This is a genomic window from Psychrobacillus sp. FSL H8-0483, assembly GCF_038637725.1.
Taxonomy (GTDB): domain Bacteria; phylum Bacillota; class Bacilli; order Bacillales_A; family Planococcaceae; genus Psychrobacillus.
The window spans coordinates 717,087-733,870 of sequence record NZ_CP152052.1; the positions used below are offsets into that span (position 1 = coordinate 717,087).

At 40.6% G+C, this 16,784-nt stretch carries 16 protein-coding genes; 15 read left to right on the forward strand and 1 reads right to left on the reverse strand.

The annotated features are described in order from the left end of the window. Window positions 1-26 precede the first annotated feature (26 nt). From MHB48_RS03465 to MHB48_RS03510, 10 genes are all read left to right on the forward strand, one after another. Complete coding sequence (locus MHB48_RS03465) at window positions 27-671, forward strand: hypothetical protein (RefSeq protein ID WP_342600168.1); 645 nt, start codon at window positions 27-29, stop codon at window positions 669-671. 88 nt (window positions 672-759) lie between these two features. Then, entirely contained in the window at window positions 760-1,506 is a 747-nt protein-coding gene (sigI, locus tag MHB48_RS03470; RefSeq protein ID WP_342600169.1) for an RNA polymerase sigma-I factor, read from the forward strand. Then, a complete protein-coding gene (locus tag MHB48_RS03475; RefSeq protein WP_342600170.1) occupies window positions 1,503-2,474 on the forward strand; it encodes an anti-sigma factor domain-containing protein in 972 nt (323 codons plus the stop codon). The genes sigI and MHB48_RS03475 overlap by 4 nt, the downstream gene beginning before the upstream one ends. Window positions 2,475-2,780: 306 nt before the next feature. Continuing rightward, window positions 2,781-3,815 (forward strand): N-acetyl-gamma-glutamyl-phosphate reductase, encoded by a 1,035-nt coding sequence (gene argC, locus MHB48_RS03480; protein WP_342600171.1) that lies wholly within the window; start codon window positions 2,781-2,783, stop codon window positions 3,813-3,815. A 39-nt stretch (window positions 3,816-3,854) separates the two neighbouring features. Beyond that, the gene (gene argJ, locus MHB48_RS03485) at window positions 3,855-5,060 is read left to right on the forward strand and encodes a bifunctional ornithine acetyltransferase/N-acetylglutamate synthase (RefSeq protein WP_342601289.1); all 1,206 of its coding nucleotides are present in this window, start codon (window positions 3,855-3,857) and stop codon (window positions 5,058-5,060) included. Beyond that, entirely contained in the window at window positions 5,023-5,802 is a 780-nt protein-coding gene (gene argB, locus MHB48_RS03490) for an acetylglutamate kinase (RefSeq protein ID WP_342600172.1), read from the forward strand. Before argJ ends, argB begins: the two co-directional genes overlap by 38 nt. Then, window positions 5,799-6,923: an acetylornithine transaminase gene (locus MHB48_RS03495; RefSeq protein ID WP_342600173.1), complete on the forward strand. Its 1,125-nt coding sequence runs from the start codon at window positions 5,799-5,801 to the stop codon at window positions 6,921-6,923. The genes argB and MHB48_RS03495 overlap by 4 nt, the downstream gene beginning before the upstream one ends. A gap of 315 nt (window positions 6,924-7,238) precedes the next feature. Continuing rightward, complete coding sequence (locus tag MHB48_RS03500; protein ID WP_342600174.1) at window positions 7,239-7,694, forward strand: SRPBCC family protein; 456 nt, start codon at window positions 7,239-7,241, stop codon at window positions 7,692-7,694. Window positions 7,695-7,709: 15 nt separating this feature from the next. Further along, a complete protein-coding gene (locus MHB48_RS03505) occupies window positions 7,710-8,090 on the forward strand; it encodes a DUF1761 domain-containing protein (RefSeq protein ID WP_342600175.1) in 381 nt (126 codons plus the stop codon). A 122-nt stretch (window positions 8,091-8,212) separates the two neighbouring features. After that, window positions 8,213-9,166, forward strand: a complete 954-nt coding sequence (locus MHB48_RS03510; protein ID WP_342600176.1) for a nuclease-related domain-containing protein — start codon at window positions 8,213-8,215, stop codon at window positions 9,164-9,166. A gap of 792 nt (window positions 9,167-9,958) precedes the next feature. On the opposite strand, the gene MHB48_RS03515 is transcribed toward MHB48_RS03510, so the two are convergent. After that, entirely contained in the window at window positions 9,959-10,513 is a 555-nt protein-coding gene (locus tag MHB48_RS03515; protein ID WP_342600177.1) for a helix-turn-helix domain-containing protein, read from the reverse strand. A gap of 268 nt (window positions 10,514-10,781) precedes the next feature. Between MHB48_RS03515 and MHB48_RS03520 the strand changes: the two genes are divergently transcribed. The 5 genes from MHB48_RS03520 (at window position 10,782) to MHB48_RS03540 (ending at window position 16,770) form a co-directional block, all read left to right on the forward strand. Further along, window positions 10,782-11,609 carry a transporter substrate-binding domain-containing protein gene (locus MHB48_RS03520; RefSeq protein ID WP_342600178.1) on the forward strand — a complete coding sequence of 276 codons (828 nt, stop codon included), beginning with the start codon at window positions 10,782-10,784 and terminating at the stop codon, window positions 11,607-11,609. A 31-nt stretch (window positions 11,610-11,640) separates the two neighbouring features. Then, window positions 11,641-12,300 (forward strand): amino acid ABC transporter permease, encoded by a 660-nt coding sequence (locus MHB48_RS03525; RefSeq protein WP_340917943.1) that lies wholly within the window; start codon window positions 11,641-11,643, stop codon window positions 12,298-12,300. A gap of 21 nt (window positions 12,301-12,321) precedes the next feature. Beyond that, on the forward strand, window positions 12,322-13,050 hold the full coding sequence (locus MHB48_RS03530; RefSeq protein ID WP_342600179.1) for an amino acid ABC transporter ATP-binding protein: 729 nt from the start codon (window positions 12,322-12,324) through the stop codon (window positions 13,048-13,050). A gap of 564 nt (window positions 13,051-13,614) precedes the next feature. Beyond that, entirely contained in the window at window positions 13,615-15,300 is a 1,686-nt protein-coding gene (locus MHB48_RS03535; protein WP_342600180.1) for an S-layer homology domain-containing protein, read from the forward strand. Window positions 15,301-15,486: 186 nt separating this feature from the next. Further along, window positions 15,487-16,770, forward strand: a complete 1,284-nt coding sequence (locus MHB48_RS03540) for a nucleotide sugar dehydrogenase (protein WP_342600181.1) — start codon at window positions 15,487-15,489, stop codon at window positions 16,768-16,770. Window positions 16,771-16,784: the final 14 nt, after the last annotated feature.

Consider the following 16,784-nt stretch of genomic DNA (forward strand, 5'->3'; position numbering starts at 1 on the left):
TTAGTCGAGGTGATGGAGAAATGAAGATGAAATTTAAGAAAACTAGTGCAGCTTTATTAGTTGCGACAATGACGTTAACAGGAGCAGGTTACGCTTGGGCGGATGAAAATTTATTTGATACAGTAGATTTAAACGATGTAATGAATCAAAAGGAAAAAGAGACGGAAGAAACGCCAGTAGCAACAACTGGAGACACTGAATCCGTTGTTACAACAGAAGATTCTGTAGGATTGGATATTAAAATTCCTGAAGGATATCCTGCAGGTAATCTTGCAGCACTTTCAAAAGCATATGAAAATGCAGGAAGTGAAACAGCAAAAGCAGCAATTAAACGAAACGCTGAGCGAGCTATCGCTAAATTTGAAGCTTCTCAACAAGAAGAAACAGAAACTCCAGAAGTAGAAGAACCAGAAACGGAAGAACCAGTAGTAGAAAAACCAGTTGAAGAAAAACCTGTAGTGGAAGAACCAGCTAAGGTAGAAGCTCCAAAAGATACAACTAAGAAAGAAGAAAAATCTGCTGAAAAAGAAGTACGCAAAGCCCTTCAAGCAGAGCAAAAAGAAGAGCGTAAAGCCCTACAAGAAGAGCATAAGGAAGAAAGAAAAGCTCTTCAAGAAGAACACAAAGCTGAAAAGCATGAAAATAAAAAGAACAATAAAGAAGATAAATAATCATTAAATATATAGAACCGCTTTTCATTTTCCGCAAAGCCGTATACAATCAGAAGGCATTCGGAAGAAGTGAGAACGGAGGGTATGTATGCTTTTGTCCATTATTCATGGTTTTTACAAAACAAAAACGAATATGAGTGAGCTTGCTAAAAAGGCGAAAGCAGGCAATGAGGAGGTTCTTAATGACCTCCTTTTTGCCAATACTCCGTTTATGAAAAAAACAGCGTCTTTTGTTTGTAAACGACCGATTGATGAACACGATGAAGAATTTAGTGTGGCAATGAATGGATTTCATGAAGCAGTGATGGCTTTCGATGCAAGCGAAAACGCTTCTCTTCAAACATTCGCTCACTTAATAATAAAAAGAAGATTAGTAGATTACATTCGAAAAGAATCCGTAAGAAATGAAAAAGTTATGTTACTTCACTTGGAGAATGAAGACTCCTCACAAACGCAACATTATTTATTCGATGAAAAATCGATTCATACATACACAGAAGAACAACAATCTGCAGCAAGAAGAGAAGAACTTTCAGTTTACAACAACTCACTAAAGGAATTTAACTTGTCCTTTGAAGAACTAACACGCACAGCTCCGAAGCATGTAGATGCACGAAAAACTGCATTTCAAATAGCTCAAATTATTGCAGAATCGGAAGAACTCTATAACTACTTAATGATAAATAAAAGATTACCTTTGAAAGAAATCGAAGCATTGGTTGAGGTATCACGAAAGACATTGGAGCGGCATCGGAAATATATGATTGCTATTGTACTACTGTTAAACAGTGACTTCGTTTATATAAAAGACTATGTTAAAGGAGAAATCATATGATGCACGCGTACAGAGGCATTGTTTGCGAAAAGAATACGAACGATATGATTTTTCTGACGAGCGAAGGAGAATTTGTTCATGGCATTCCGCTAGTCACTGATCCAGAAGTGGGCGAAGAAGTGGAGTTCCATTTAGTAACAACTACCAACCTTCGACGAAAACGAATGAAACCCTTTTTCATTGGGCCAGCTCTAATCGCAGCAGTGCTACTGGTATTTTTAGTAGCATCATTGATTCCTCAAACGAACAGTGCATACGCATACGTACAAGTAGAAGGTGACCAGGCAATCGAATTTGGCGTGGATGGAGAAGGTAATGTCGTGTCGCTACGATCACTAGATGAAGCACCAAATTTAGAGCTTCAAGATTGGGAAGGACTTCCTATTGGCATCGTATTAGCAAAAGTAGTGAAACAAATAGCACCAAAAAATGATGAACTTGCAGTAACAACAGTGTATGAGAAGCAAGGTCAGGCGGAATTAAAAAAACGGATAGACCAAGCTGTGAATAAAATCAGCAATGACCATGCGGAGAAAAATTGGAGTATACAAGAAAGCACTGTGCAAGAAAGAAAAGAAGCAAACAAAAACAACAAATCCATAAAAAAATTCAAGCAAGAAGAACAGCAACCACCAGTTGTAGAGCAAAAAATTGAAAATCCCAAAAATCAGCAAGAAAAACAAAAAATACCTGACCAATCAAACGAAATAGAAAAAGAAATGAACACACCTAATCCGAATAATAATAAAGAAAAATCAACTCCAGCTAATAAACAAATTAATAACCATAAAGAAAAACAACAAGAAAATAAGGATCAAAATATATCACCAGCTTCCCAACAGAAATCCGAAAACCATAACAACGTCAATAGCAATAACAAAGGTAATAACAAAAATAATGACAACGGCGGCAACAAAAACGAGCACAGCAACAAAGATAACAATAACGGTAATAACCCAAACAAATAATAGGACTATCAAAAGAGTGATATCAAATCGCTCTTTTTTTATGGGGAAATATGGATGGAAGACAAATCGACCGTTCAACTTTACAAACCAAGCCGCTAACGCGACAAATCCACCTCCGAACACGACAAATCCACCTCCGAACAGATAAACCACAGACTAAATTACAGGAGTATTACTGGTGCCTGGCACCCGTAACAAACCTGCAATACATATATATAAGAAATCTAAAAAATATATAAAAATACATTTGACTTTATATTTATGCAGTATTATACTAGATTCTATCTTAGTGAAGAGGTGATAGATATGAAAGCTGGTATTATAGGAGCAACAGGATATGGCGGTCTTGAATTAATAAGACTACTACATAATCATCCTGAAATCGAAAGGCTTGACCTGTTTACATCTTCTGATGAAGGGAGTGTCTTTTCGAATAAATATACACATCTTTTGCATATCCATGATGAGCCTCTTCTTAAAATCGAGCATGATAGACTGACAGATTACGATGTGCTTTTCACTAGTACGCCCTCAGGGGTTTCTACTGAACTTCTACCACCTCTAATTGGAAAAGGTCCAAAACTTATTGATTTATCTGGTGACTTTCGTTTAAAAGATGCAGTTGAATACGAGCAGTGGTACAAAAAAATGCCGGCTCCAGCGGAAGCAATCGAAAAATCTGTATACGGTCTCACAGAATGGAATGAAAACGCAATCGCGCAAGCACCCTTAATCGCAAACCCAGGATGCTATCCAACGGCGGTTCTGCTTTCGTTGTTACCACTCATCAAAGAAAACCTGATCGACGCAACACAACTCGTAATCGATGCAAAAAGTGGCATTTCAGGTGCAGGAAACAAGCCAAACCAAATGACACATTACAGCGAGACGAATGAAAACATAGCCATTTACAAACTACATCAACATCAACATATACCGGAAATCGAGCAAGCAATTCAAACCTTTGCGAATCAAACATCACCAATAACATTCACGACACATCTCGTACCGATGACGAGAGGCATCCTAGCAACTAGCTATGCCCCCGTCATCGAAGGCGTAACTGAAAAACAGCTCACTAATGTACTACAGGAAGCTTACGCAAATCACCCGTTCGTTCGAATCATTAAAGAAACAAATAAATTCGGAACAAACCAGGTCTACGGTTCCAATTTCTGTGATGTCCATGTCAAAGTTGATCCGCGAACAAACCGCGCGACTATTGTATCCGTTATTGACAATCTAGTAAAAGGTGCTGCCGGGCAGGCAATCCAAAACATGAACGTCCAGTTCAACCTAGATCAAACGACTGGTCTGACGCACGTCCCACTATTCATTTAAAACAAGGAGGAAACCAATTTGACAACCGCAACTACTACGATGAAGCGAATCGCCTATAAGAACATCGCTTCGCCAAAAGGTTTCAAAGCGACCGGCATCCATTGCGGCGTAAAGCACAAGAAAAAAGATCTAGCATTACTTATAAGTGAAGTGCCCGCAAGTGTCGCAGGCGTTTTCTCCACAAATGCTATCCAGGGGGCTCCCCTTGTTGTCACAAAGGAGGTCGTCTACACAACAAAAAAAATGCAGGCAATCATCATCAATTCTGGCATCGCCAATTCGTGCACAGGCAAGCAAGGCATAATAGACGCCTATACGATGCAAGAAAAAACAGCACAACACCTTGGCATCTCACCAGCTCTAGTCGGTGTGGCATCCACGGGAGTAATTGGCGAAGCGATGAAAATGGAGCCGGTCCTATCAGGAATCCAAAAACTCCACCCAATCGACGAGCTGGAAGGAGCAATCCAATTCTCCCAAGCAATAATGACGACAGATACGGTGACGAAAGATACGGCTTACAAAACAATTATCGACGGCAAAGAAATCATGATCGCTGGAACTGCAAAGGGCTCTGGCATGATCGAACCAAATATGGCGACGATGCTCGCGTTTATTACAACCGACGCGAACATTGAATCCGACCATCTCCAAGCTGCGCTCAAATCGATCACGGACGTAACGTTCAACGCTATCACAGTAGACGGTGACACATCCACAAACGATATGGTCATTGTTATGGCAAATGGCTTAGCGGAAAATAAAACACTCACGCCAGCTCACCCAGACTGGGATGCCTTCGTAGAAACCTTACATGTTGTGTCACAGGATCTAGCCAAAATGATTGCGAAGGACGGAGAGGGCGCAACGAAACTTATTGAAGTCGAAGTGCAAGGAGCAATTACAGATGCGGAAGCGCGTATGATTGCTAAAACCGTTGTCGGCTCACCACTTGTCAAAACTGCCGTCTTCGGAAGCGACGCAAACTGGGGAAGAATTATTGCGGCTGTCGGCTATAGCGGGGCAACGCTCGATCCAAATGACATCAAAATTCTAATCGGCACAACACCAGTCGTAGAAAACGGAGAGCCAGTCTACTTTTCAGATGAGCAACTCCATCTTTATTTAAAACAAGCAGAAGTGAAATTCGTCATCGAATTAAACCAAGGCAACGGCCAAGGAACTGCATGGGGGTGCGATTTGACATATGACTACGTCCAAATCAATGCAACATACCGCTCCTAAACGCATCGTCATCAAGCTAGGTGGAAGCATGCTGGAGGGGCTGAATGAAAACTTTTTCGCCAATTTCAAGGAACTGCAAGCTGCTGGTAATGAACTGATCATCGTCCACGGGGGAGGCCCTGCCATCAATAAGGCACTCGAAAAAAATGGCGTCACCTCTACAACGATTAACGGCTTCCGCGTCACTTCCGCAGAAGCAATCAGCATCGTCCAGTCGACACTTGTCGGCCAGGTCAATCCTGCACTCGTGCACCAGCTCAATAAAAACGGTATTGCAGCAATCGGATTAAGCGGCTACGACGGCAATTTACTAGCATGTACGATTTTAGATCAAGCATTATACGGCTTCGTCGGCGAAATAAAACAAGTAAACAGCGCACTACTCGAAACGCTGCTCGCAAACGGCATCACACCAGTCATTTCGAGCATCAGCTGTACAAACGACGGAACACCACTCAACATCAATGCCGATACCGTAGCGAGTAAAATCGCACTGGCAATCAAAGCAGAAAGTCTGAAACTCGTAACCGATACACCAGGAATAAAAATTGAAGGGCAAGTGCAACAGGTTGCAACCTCTTCAGACATTACCTACTGGATCTCATCGGGTGACATCTACGGTGGCATGATCCCTAAAGTGACGGCCGCACTAGATTGCCTGGCAGCAGGAATTCCTTCCGTTCAAATTGTCGATGAACAGCTAAAAGGCACAACCATACTGCATCAGGAGGTTTTCGCATGAGTGCTTTATTTCCAAATTACACGCGTCGCCCTATCCAGCTCATAAAAGGAAAAGGGACGATCGTAACCGATAGTAATGAGAAAGAATATCTGGATTTCACGAGTGGTATAGCTGTACTTAGTCTCGGGCATACTCATTCTGCAATCGTAGAAACAATTAACCAGCAAAGTGAGAAGCTATGGCATACATCGAATTTATTCGAAAGTCCAGGCCAGGAGCAGCTTGCTGAATCACTTGTGAAAGATACTCATTTTGCGCACGCTTTTTTCTGTAACAGTGGAGCAGAAGCAAATGAAGCGGCGATCAAGCTCGCGCGCAAACACACAGGCAAGCATGTCATCATCACATTCGAGCAGTCCTTTCATGGAAGGACATTTGGTGCGATGTCCGCAACAGGTCAAGAGAAAGTTCGAAAAGGCTTCGGACCATTGCTTGAAACGTTTCGAACGGTTTCATTTAATGACGTGGAGCAACTAGAAGCAGCGATCGATGAAGAAGTTGGCGCAATCATGCTCGAGGTCATCCAAGGAGAAGGCGGTGTCAACCAAGTAACGCCAGCATTTGCACAAGCAATCGAAGACATTTGCCGGTCAAAAGGAATTCTGCTTATCGTCGACGAAGTACAAACAGGCATAGGCCGTACAGGAACTCGCTACGCTTACGAGCAAACCGTCCTCCAACCTGACATAATGACGTTAGCGAAGGGACTCGGTGGCGGTTTCCCTATCGGAGCAATGCTCGGCACTAGCGCACTGCGCGACACATTTGGCCCAGGTTCCCACGGCACAACATTCGGAGGGAATCCACTAGCAGTTGCTGTCGCACAAACCGTATTAGGCCATGTGTTTGCTACCGAATTTTTGGAAGCAGTCCAAGAAAAATCAAATTACTTTATAGACAAATTAAAAACAGAACTACCAGCATATCCAATTGTTGGCTCGGGACTACTACTCGGCATCGTCTGCCCAGTGGAAGTCGCACCCTATATAGTGCAAGCCGAACAAGCAGGTCTCTTACTAGTTGCAGCAGGACCAAACGTCATCCGACTCCTGCCACCACTAACCGTCACAGCCGAAGAAATCGACCAAGCCATCGACATTTTATCAACCATATTACTATAGAAGAAACATACTTGAATTAAAGCGCTCAGAGAACCGCTATTCACACCCAAGGACCTGCTAACTCAGCAGGTCCTTTATTCACACCCAAGGACCTGCTAACTCAGCAGGTCCTTTATTCATGCTACAAATATATGGCTATACGAGAGCTCCAGTGGCTCATCCAAAAGCCCCTAAAATGTTTCTCGTCGCCTCACTAAAAACCCTTCCCCCACCCATGCATAAATATGGTACACTTTAGGGAAAATACACTATTATTTTCCTTATATTAAAGCATTCAATAGGAAAGTCCAATCACTTAGGAAATGGGGTAAACGCATGCTAACCTGGAACAAAGAAATCATCATCGAAGCACCAATCGAAACAATTTGGAATCTCTTTGAACTAGATCAAATCCAAAGAATCATGCCGAACATCGTAGAACACAAACCACTCGAACTAAAAGAAGGGGTTGTCGGATCAACCTATGAGCAAACCTATCAAGAGGGCAAAAGAACCGAAAAGTACATCGTGACGGATACCGAATACGAAAATACCGATCAAATGAAGCACAAAAAAATTGAATTTACATTAGCAAAAGCTTTTAAAATTCAAACATCATTTACCCTCGTCAAACTAGATAACCAATCGACAAAATTTATTTATGCTGGACAAAATGAAGGACTAAACCTAATGGGCAAGACATTTATCAAACTAGGTTCAAGCAAGAAAAATGATCGAGTAGTAGAGGACTTTGTAGAAGTAGTCCGCACGGAAGCATTAAAAGATTCATAAATAAGGAGGATTTTCATGTCAATTGACTGGAATAACATAAATTACGTAGCCATCATTATTGGTGGATTTCTGTACATGATCTATGGCACGATCTATTATTCAATTTTATTATCAAATAAAAAAGAGAACCAAACAAATGGACCGTTGAAATATATTTACTCAGTTATCATCGCATTCATCAGTTCCTTCCTAGTAGCCATTCTAATAAATTTAGCAGGAGCAGATACCCTACTTCAAGGTGCTCTATTCGGTTTCGTCATTGGAATAATTATTAAAATGGTCTACGTAAAAAATGCATTATTTGGACTAATTTCCAAAAAGTCAACACTTATCGCGATTTGCGATCACCTTATAATTTTCACTTTACTCGGCGCATTACACGGCTGGCTAGCATAGCAAATAAAAATCCCTTTGAGCCAATCAAAGGGCCATTTTTATCCAAAAAATTCCTTTAAATATAGTTTTTTATATAGATTCAATCATAGGGTTATGATAATCTACTTACGAGGTGATCATTATTGATAGCTAAATCATTTGCAAAATCACTCCATGCAGATGCACTTACAGCACTATCTAAACGCCTGCGCAAATCGCATCCCAACTACGCATACATCCGTGACGAGCTGATGCAAAAAATCGCTGGTGATCTTGGCGAAGAAGTAGTCATGAAAGAACTAGAAAATTTAAAATTACCCCACGAATTTTTTATTTTTCACAACCTCAGTCTATACTCTGAAAACAGTTTTCAAATGGACATCCTGTTAATTTCACCCTATTTTGCGGTAATACTAGAAGTAAAAAACATCTCAGGGGAAATAGAAATTCTCACTAATCCCAGCATACTCGTAAGAACAAAACCTAACGGAGAAAAAAACACTTATAAAAGCCCCATCCCCCAACTCGAAGAATACATCTACCAACTATCCCAAATCTTTAAACGTCACAAAATTAACCTGCCCATTTATGGCGCCGTTACATTCGCCTTCGCAAGGTCCTATGTAAAGTCGGCTCCAACAGAGACCGTTTTTCTATTAACCAATGAAGTGCGTAAGTTCATAAGGGGAATAAAAACAACAAAGCCACTCCTATCAGAGGATCAACTCGAAAAATTAAAAAACTGGATCTTAAATAATAATAAAGAATATAACTCTTTCCCGTTAAGTAAGCATTACTCCATAAACCCATTAGATATCATCACAGGAGTAGAATGTCCAACATGTACATTTATCGGAATGAAAAAAGTGATCAGAAACTGGACCTGTCCTAAATGTAGAAACTTTAGCAAACTAGCACACGAGCAAACAATAAAAGACTACTTTCTAATATACAAAGAAACCATTAACAACCAAGAATGCCGCAGATTCTTTCATCTGCAAGACAAACACGATGCCACCCGAATACTAAAAAACGCTAACCTAATAGTAACTGGTAAATCCAGAAAAACAGAATACACAATGAACCTACTAAAATGAATAAAAGCTCTTTGCCAAGGCAATGAGCTTTTTTTATGTCAAAATGTTCCTAGTAAATGTCTCGATAAGACAAATATTACCATCAATGAGACCAACTATACATCGAACCAAAAGGAAGCTCTTTGCATCCGCAAAGAGCAATTTCCAAGGCAAAATGTACCCAGTAAAATGGGTGAACGAGACAGACCACACCGTCAACACGACCAACTACACATCGAACGCGACAAACAACACCCCGAACACGACAAACCACCATCCCAAAGCGACAAACCCACAAATCGAAGCTTTTCGCCTCTGCGAAAAGCCACATCCAACCAAAAGGAAGCTCTTTGCATTCGCAAAGAGCAATTTCCAAGCCAAAATGTTCCCAGTAAATGGCTGAACGAGACAGACCACACCGTCAACACGACCAACTACACATCGAACGCGACAAACAACATCCCGAACACGACAAACCACCAGCCCAAAGCGACAAACCCACAAGTCGAAGCTTTTCGCCCCAGCGAAAAGCCACATCCAACCAAAAGGAAGCTCTTTGCATCCGCAAAGAGCAATTTCCATGCCGAAATGTTCCCAGTAATTGGCTGAACGAGACAGACCACACCGTGAACACGACAAACAACACCTCGAACACGACAAACAACACATCGAACACGACCAACTACACATCGAACACGACAAACAACACCCCGAACACGACAAACCACCCGCCCAAAGCGACAAACCACCAACACAACCCGCTGAACCCAACAAAAAAAGCCCTCCGCCTAAGCGAAAAGCCCAAATAATCCACTAAAAACTGTGCGTCATCGCCCAAACTGCCACGGCATCCTCGTCGCTTACATTCATAAACCGATGCGGCAGCGTGCTATCAAAGTAAATACTATCCCCTTCATAAATCGTATGAATTTCTCCCTCGACTTCCACGCTCAAACTCCCAGCTAGCATAAGGCCGCACTCTTCGCCAGCGTGATACATAAGCGGCGCGTCCAAATCTTCCCCAGGAGAGACGATCATCTTAAAGAAGCTCATCTGCTTCCCGGTACTCGGTGACAACAACTGGTAGCTTACATTTGGTCGCACACGCTTGATCGAATTAGTTTCGCCAGCTCGAGAAATAGTAACTGCATTGGATACTTCAGTCTCAAAAAATGAAAACACGGGAACTTTTAAACTATGACTTAATTTCCAAAGTGTCTCTAAAGAAGGGGACACTTGTCCTCTCTCAATTTGAGAAATCATACTTTGGCTCACCCCCGCAAGCCTTGCCAGTTCTTCTGATGTCAAGCCTTGTAGCCTACGTAAATACCTTATTCGCTTGCCGACTTCCTCTTTTGGAAATTCCAATTTAGCACCCCTTTTTGAATAAATATGCATAAAACAGAATAATTAAAATTGTAAATAATGAGAATAATTGCAAGGAGTTACACATAAAATGCTAATGTAATAGGATTTTTCCTATATTTTACACCTTTTTACAAGCAGTGTAAATAATTAAAATATTAAGCTAATTAATTTTTTATGTAGACACATGAATATCAATAACTTATACTACTAATAATTCAGTAATTTCAGAATGGGGAACTGAATAATAGTTAAATGGGGGTAAATGTACATGAAAAAATGGTTAGCAGCAGTACTTATGATTTCATTTTTAGTCATTGCAGGTTGTAGTAATGATTCGGGTGGGGGAGTATCCACGGAAAACTCAACTATTCAAAAAGTATTAAAAGAGAAAAAACTAGTTATCGGGATGTCTCCAGGATATTTCCCATTTGATATGAAAGACCCAAATGGCGATTTCGTTGGGTATGATGTAGACACAGCAAACGCACTTGGAGCAGCACTTGGAAAAGATATTAAAGTAGAATTTAAGCAATTCACATTTGACGGCCTAATTCCTGCGTTAAATACAGGCGAAGTCGATATGGTATTCGCTGGTATGACTATTCGTGGTGACCGTGCATTAGCAGTAAGTTTCGCAAACCCATATTTCCAAACAGGTCAAGCTGTCATGGTTCCAGGATCAGATACAACGACAAAAACATGGCAAGAACTTGATGTAAAAGGCAATAAAATCGCTGTAGGAATCGGAACAACAGGCGCATTACTTGCAAAAGATGTATTTAAAAACGCGCAAATCTTAGACTTCGAAGAATTCCCATCAGCAGCAGCAGCTATGGCTCAAGGGGAAGCAGATGCAGTAGTATACGATGAACCTGCTATCGCAGTTTGGAAGTTGAGAAATGGTGACTCTATTAAACAATTAGAAGGATTAATTTCTACGGAAAATCTTGGGATTGCTTTAAAGAAAAACGACTTCGAAACAATTCAATGGGTGAACTCATTCCTGGACAGCTACTTAGGAAGCCCAACAGAGCTTGCGTCTCGCGAAAAATGGTTTGAAACTTCTGATTGGTTATCGGAAGTAGTAGAAGAGTAAAACACTCTGGCAGCTTAGAGGAGGATCAACAATGTATCAATACAACTGGAGTGTCATTCCACAAAATATGGATGTGTTCATCGATGGTGCACTCAAAACGCTGGAAATCTCAGCAATCGCGATCCTTTTGGCGATTCCAATCGGCATCATCTTTGGCCTTGGCCGTATTTCCAAAAACAAAGTCATTCTATTTATATCATCTACGTACGTAGAAATAATTCGCGGGGTACCACTACTCGTTCTATTAATGTGGATATTCTACGTGCTAGGACAGGTATTTAGATTAGGCTCGTATTGGGGCTCCATTGTGGGACTCGCGATATTTGCCGGTGCATTTATCGCTGAAATCGTTCGTACGGGGATTCAAGCGGTACCTAAAGGACAGATGGAAGCAGCGCGATCACTTGGTATGTCTCATACAAAAGCAATGACACATATTATTTTGCCGCAAGCATTTAGACGAGTATTACCGCCGCTTGCATCACAATTTATTATGTTAATAAAAGATTCATCCCTTGTATCTATTATCGCAGCAACCGACTTAACACTAAACGCAAAAAACCTAGTAGCAACATCGTTCCGCTCGATTGAAGTATGGACTTTCGTTGCACTAATCTATTTCATCATGACCTTCAGCTTATCGCTAATCATTCGATACTTCGAAAAACGATTACTGAAAAGCGAAGCATAACGTTAAGGAGGGTGTACCCAAATGATTTCTATCAAAAATGTCAATAAAAGCTTCGGCGACCACCACGTCCTAACCGACGTTTCGCTCGAAGTACCAAAATCGAATGTAGTTGCACTAATCGGACCAAGTGGAGCAGGAAAATCCACCCTCATCCGAACAATCAACGCACTTGAACCAGTGGACAATGGTGAAATAGTCGTAGACGGAATCTCCATCCACGACAAAAAAACGGATATTAACGTTGCTCGATTGAACATCGGCTTCGTATTCCAAAACTTCAACCTATTTCCGTTTTTAACGGCATTGGAAAACGTAACCATTTCACCGATGAAAGTAAAAGGACTTTCGAAAGAAGCAGCTGAAAAAAGAGGGAAAGAACTATTAACGTCTCTTGGATTAGCTGACAAATTCGACTCGTACCCAAGCAGACTTTCTGGTGGACAACAACAACGTGTAGCGATCGCACGCGCATTAGCAATGGATCCAACTGTCATGCTATTTGACGAGCCAACATCCGCACTTGACCCAGAAATGGTAACAGAAGTGCTTGATGCGATTCGCAAACTAGCAAAAGACGGTATGACTATGGTTGTAGTAACACACGAAATGGGCTTCGCCAAAGAAATCTGCGACGAAATCGTCTTCATGGCAGATGGCAAAATCGTCGAGCGCGCCGCACCATCCAAATTCTTCACAAACCCAGACACACAGCGCGCGCAAGACTTCCTATCCAAAGTCCTAAACCACTAGAATTATCTAGTGGTTTTTATTTTGTCTATATTCTCTTTGTCTATTCTCACATCATTATTACAGTTTTGCTACTGGTGCCTGGCACCAGTAGCAAAACTGTAATAACATCTACTTCAAAATCTAATCACGATGCTAAATAGTACAAGCGCACACACGAGGGGGAGTGGAAGCGTCAAACGGAGTAATAGAAATCGTACCAACTAATGGAGTAATAATTAATTAATAGCCAACAAACATAAACCGAAAAAAACTTACCATTATATACCGAAAATAGATGATGAAAACAAAACTCAGAATATTAGGAGTGCGAAAAAAAATTCAGAGGTAACAGCATAACTAATAATTCATGCAAAACCGCGGTACGAAGGGTTTTGTAAACCAAATAATCAAGATGTATAAATATAACTTAAATAGTGATAAATCCCTAATAAATATCAGAAAAAAACAAGATTTTACTAATTGGTAAAGCACCCTCAAATTGGCCGAACTAGAAAACGGAACCCCATGATAATATTAATTGGAAGACAAAAGGCTAAAAAAGCCAATTATAACGGGGGTTATATAATGAGTAAATATCAAAAATTATTGAATGTTGCCTTGGCAACAGCACTAGCTACAGGAGCACTTGTTTCTGCTGCACCATCTCTAACACAAGCAGAAGAAGTACAAGTACTAGCGCCTACATTTTCGGATGTGAAAAACATTCCGAGCCATCATTTCTATGAAGCTGTTACAAGTTTAGCTTCAAGAGGAATCATTAAAGGATATGAAGATGGAACATTCAAGCCGAACCAAGTCATTAGCCGTGAACATGCTGCTAAAATTATGGCATTAGCGCTTGATTTAGATGTTAAAAATGTAACAGATCCAGAATTTAAAGATGTGAACGAGGAAAATCCGTATTACGTTTATATTGCAGCTCTTGTAAAAGAGGGAGTAATCAAAGGATTTGAAGATAAAACATTTAAACCAAAAGAAACGTTAACAAGAGCTCAAATGTCTCAAATGATCGTGTTAGGCTTTGGATTTGATGAAGTGAAGCTGGCAGCAGATCTTCCTTTCACAGATGTAAACGATAAACAATGGTCTGCAAATTATATCCAAACGTTGTATTCAAATGAAATTACAACAGGAGCAACAGCAACTACTTTCGAACCAAAAAAATTAGTAACACGTGGACAAATGGCTTCATTCATTTTTAGAAGTGAAAACAAAATTGGCGGGATCGTAGCAGAAGACTTTGGAAACCTTACTGAAACAAGCTACACAGCTGGCGCGGCATTAACAGAAGGAAAAACACTTAGTGACGTTCAGTCGTTTACTGCAGAGTGGTATGACCATGCAGGAAACGTAGTAGGAAAAGGAAAGCTAACAGATAAATTAGCAAAAGAATATCCAACAGCTACTCAACTTTCTATGCCTTTCGATGCAAAATTTAACTACATTACAGACGGTTATTGGACAGTAGAAGGTAACTTCACTGGCGAACCAACAAAAGTGAAGTTCACAGTAACATACAAAACTGGCGAAACAACTTCTGTAGAAAACACTAGAATCGCTACAGGCGATATCGAAGCACAAGACTTCGGATTAGTTAGTGGAACAATGTACTCAGCTGGAGCTGGCCTAACTGATAATAAAACACTTAGTGATGTAGAATCACTAACAGCAGAATGGTATGACCTAGCAGGAAACGTATTAGGAAAAGGGACGCTAACAGACAAATTAGCAAAAGAATTCCCAACAGCTACACAACTTTCAATGCCATTCGATCCTGCATTTGACTATGCAACTGACGGCTATTGGACTGCAGAAGGCAAATTTACTGGTGAACCAGCAAAAGTGAAATTCACAGTGAAATACAAAAACGGTAAAGAAGCTTCTATTGAAAACACAAGAACCGTATCAGGCGGTATCGTAGCGCAAGACTTCGGATTCGTTAGTGGAACAATGTATTCAGCTGGAGCAGGTCTAACTGAAAATAAAACACTAAGCGATGTTGCTACCCTAACTGCAGAATGGTTTGACGAAGCGGGAACTGTACTAGGAAAAGGAACACTAACAGACAAGTTAGCAAAAGAATTCCCAACAGCTACGCAACTTTCAATGCCATTTGACCCTGCATTTGATTATGCAACAGACGGTATTTGGGCAGTAGAAGGTAAATTTACTGGAGTACCAACAAAAGTAAAATTCACAGTAACATACAAAAACGGTAAACAAGCATCAGTAGAAAACACAAAAAAATAATACACCAGCAACCACAACAATAAAAACCATTGACCTTTTACACAGGTCAATGGTTTTTATCTATATCTAACTAAGTATTCCCCCAAAAAAATCCTGCACCAAAAACCCCAATCTCCTCAATAATCGCCCAATCCAACAAAATATGCTATAATATTGCAAGGTAAATAAAGAAAGGAAGTACCCAAAATGCAAAAAAAAATATGTGTGGTAGGCCTAGGCTACATCGGACTTCCAACCGCAGTAACATTCGCTAACCACGGTGTCCGCGTACATGGCGTAGACGTAAACGAAAAAGCAGTTGAAATGATTCAAAACAAGCAACTTCATATAGAAGAAAATGGTCTTCAGGAGCGTCTAGATAAAGCGATAGATGAAGGCTACTTAACAGCATCAACGAAACCGGTGGAAGCAGATGTATTTATCATCGCAGTTCCATCGCCAATAAATCCAGACAAAACAGCTAACTTAGAATATGTTCGCGCAGCAACAGCATCTGTTGTTCCTTACCTGAAAAAAGGAAACTTAGTCGTATTAGAATCGACAGTTCCACCAAAAACAGTGGAAAACGTGATGCTGCCTGAGCTAATTAAAGCAAACCTTGAACTAGGATTAGAACTATTTGTATCCCATTCACCAGAGCGCGTTATCCCTGGTAAAATATTTGAGGAATTGATTAAAAACGACCGTATCGTTGGTGGTATCAACGAGAAGTCTTCACTACTAACAAAAGAACTATATGAAACTTTCGTAAAAGGACAAATTCATATTACGGATGCAACGACAGCTGAGCTTGTGAAAGTAATGGAAAACACTTACCGTGACGTCAATATAGCATTTGCAAACGAACTTGCAAAAATAGCAGAAACAATGGACGTAAACGTTTGGGAAGCTATCAAATTCGCAAACTTCCACCCACGAGTGAACATTCACTTTCCAGGTCCTGGAGTGGGGGGGCATTGTATCGCAGTAGATCCTTGGTTCCTAGTGGAATTAAGCCCAGAAGCGAAAATCATCGAGCTTGCACGTAAAACAAACGATGGCATGCCTGCTTACACAGCACAAAAAACAAGCCAAATTCTACAAGAAGCTAAAAAAACATCAGGAAAAATTGCTGTTCTTGGACTAGCTTTCAAAGGGAATGTCGATGATATGCGTGAAAGTCCATCAACCGACGTTATCGAAGAACTACAAAAATTAGGACTAGAAGTAGTGTCATACGATCCGCATATTAAAACAAATACGCATCCGACACAAACGCAATCACTTCAAGAAGCAACATCAGCAGCAGACGTTATCCTGGTACTAACAGATCATAACGAATTTAAAGAGCTACAACCAACAAGCATCCTAGATAACGTAGCAACACCAATCGTATTCGATACGAAAAACTGTCTGCAACGCGATGTATGGGAGCAAGCAGGATTTGTTTTTAACACTCTAGGTGACTCTAAAAACAAAAACCTTAACTAATAGGAGCAATCAAA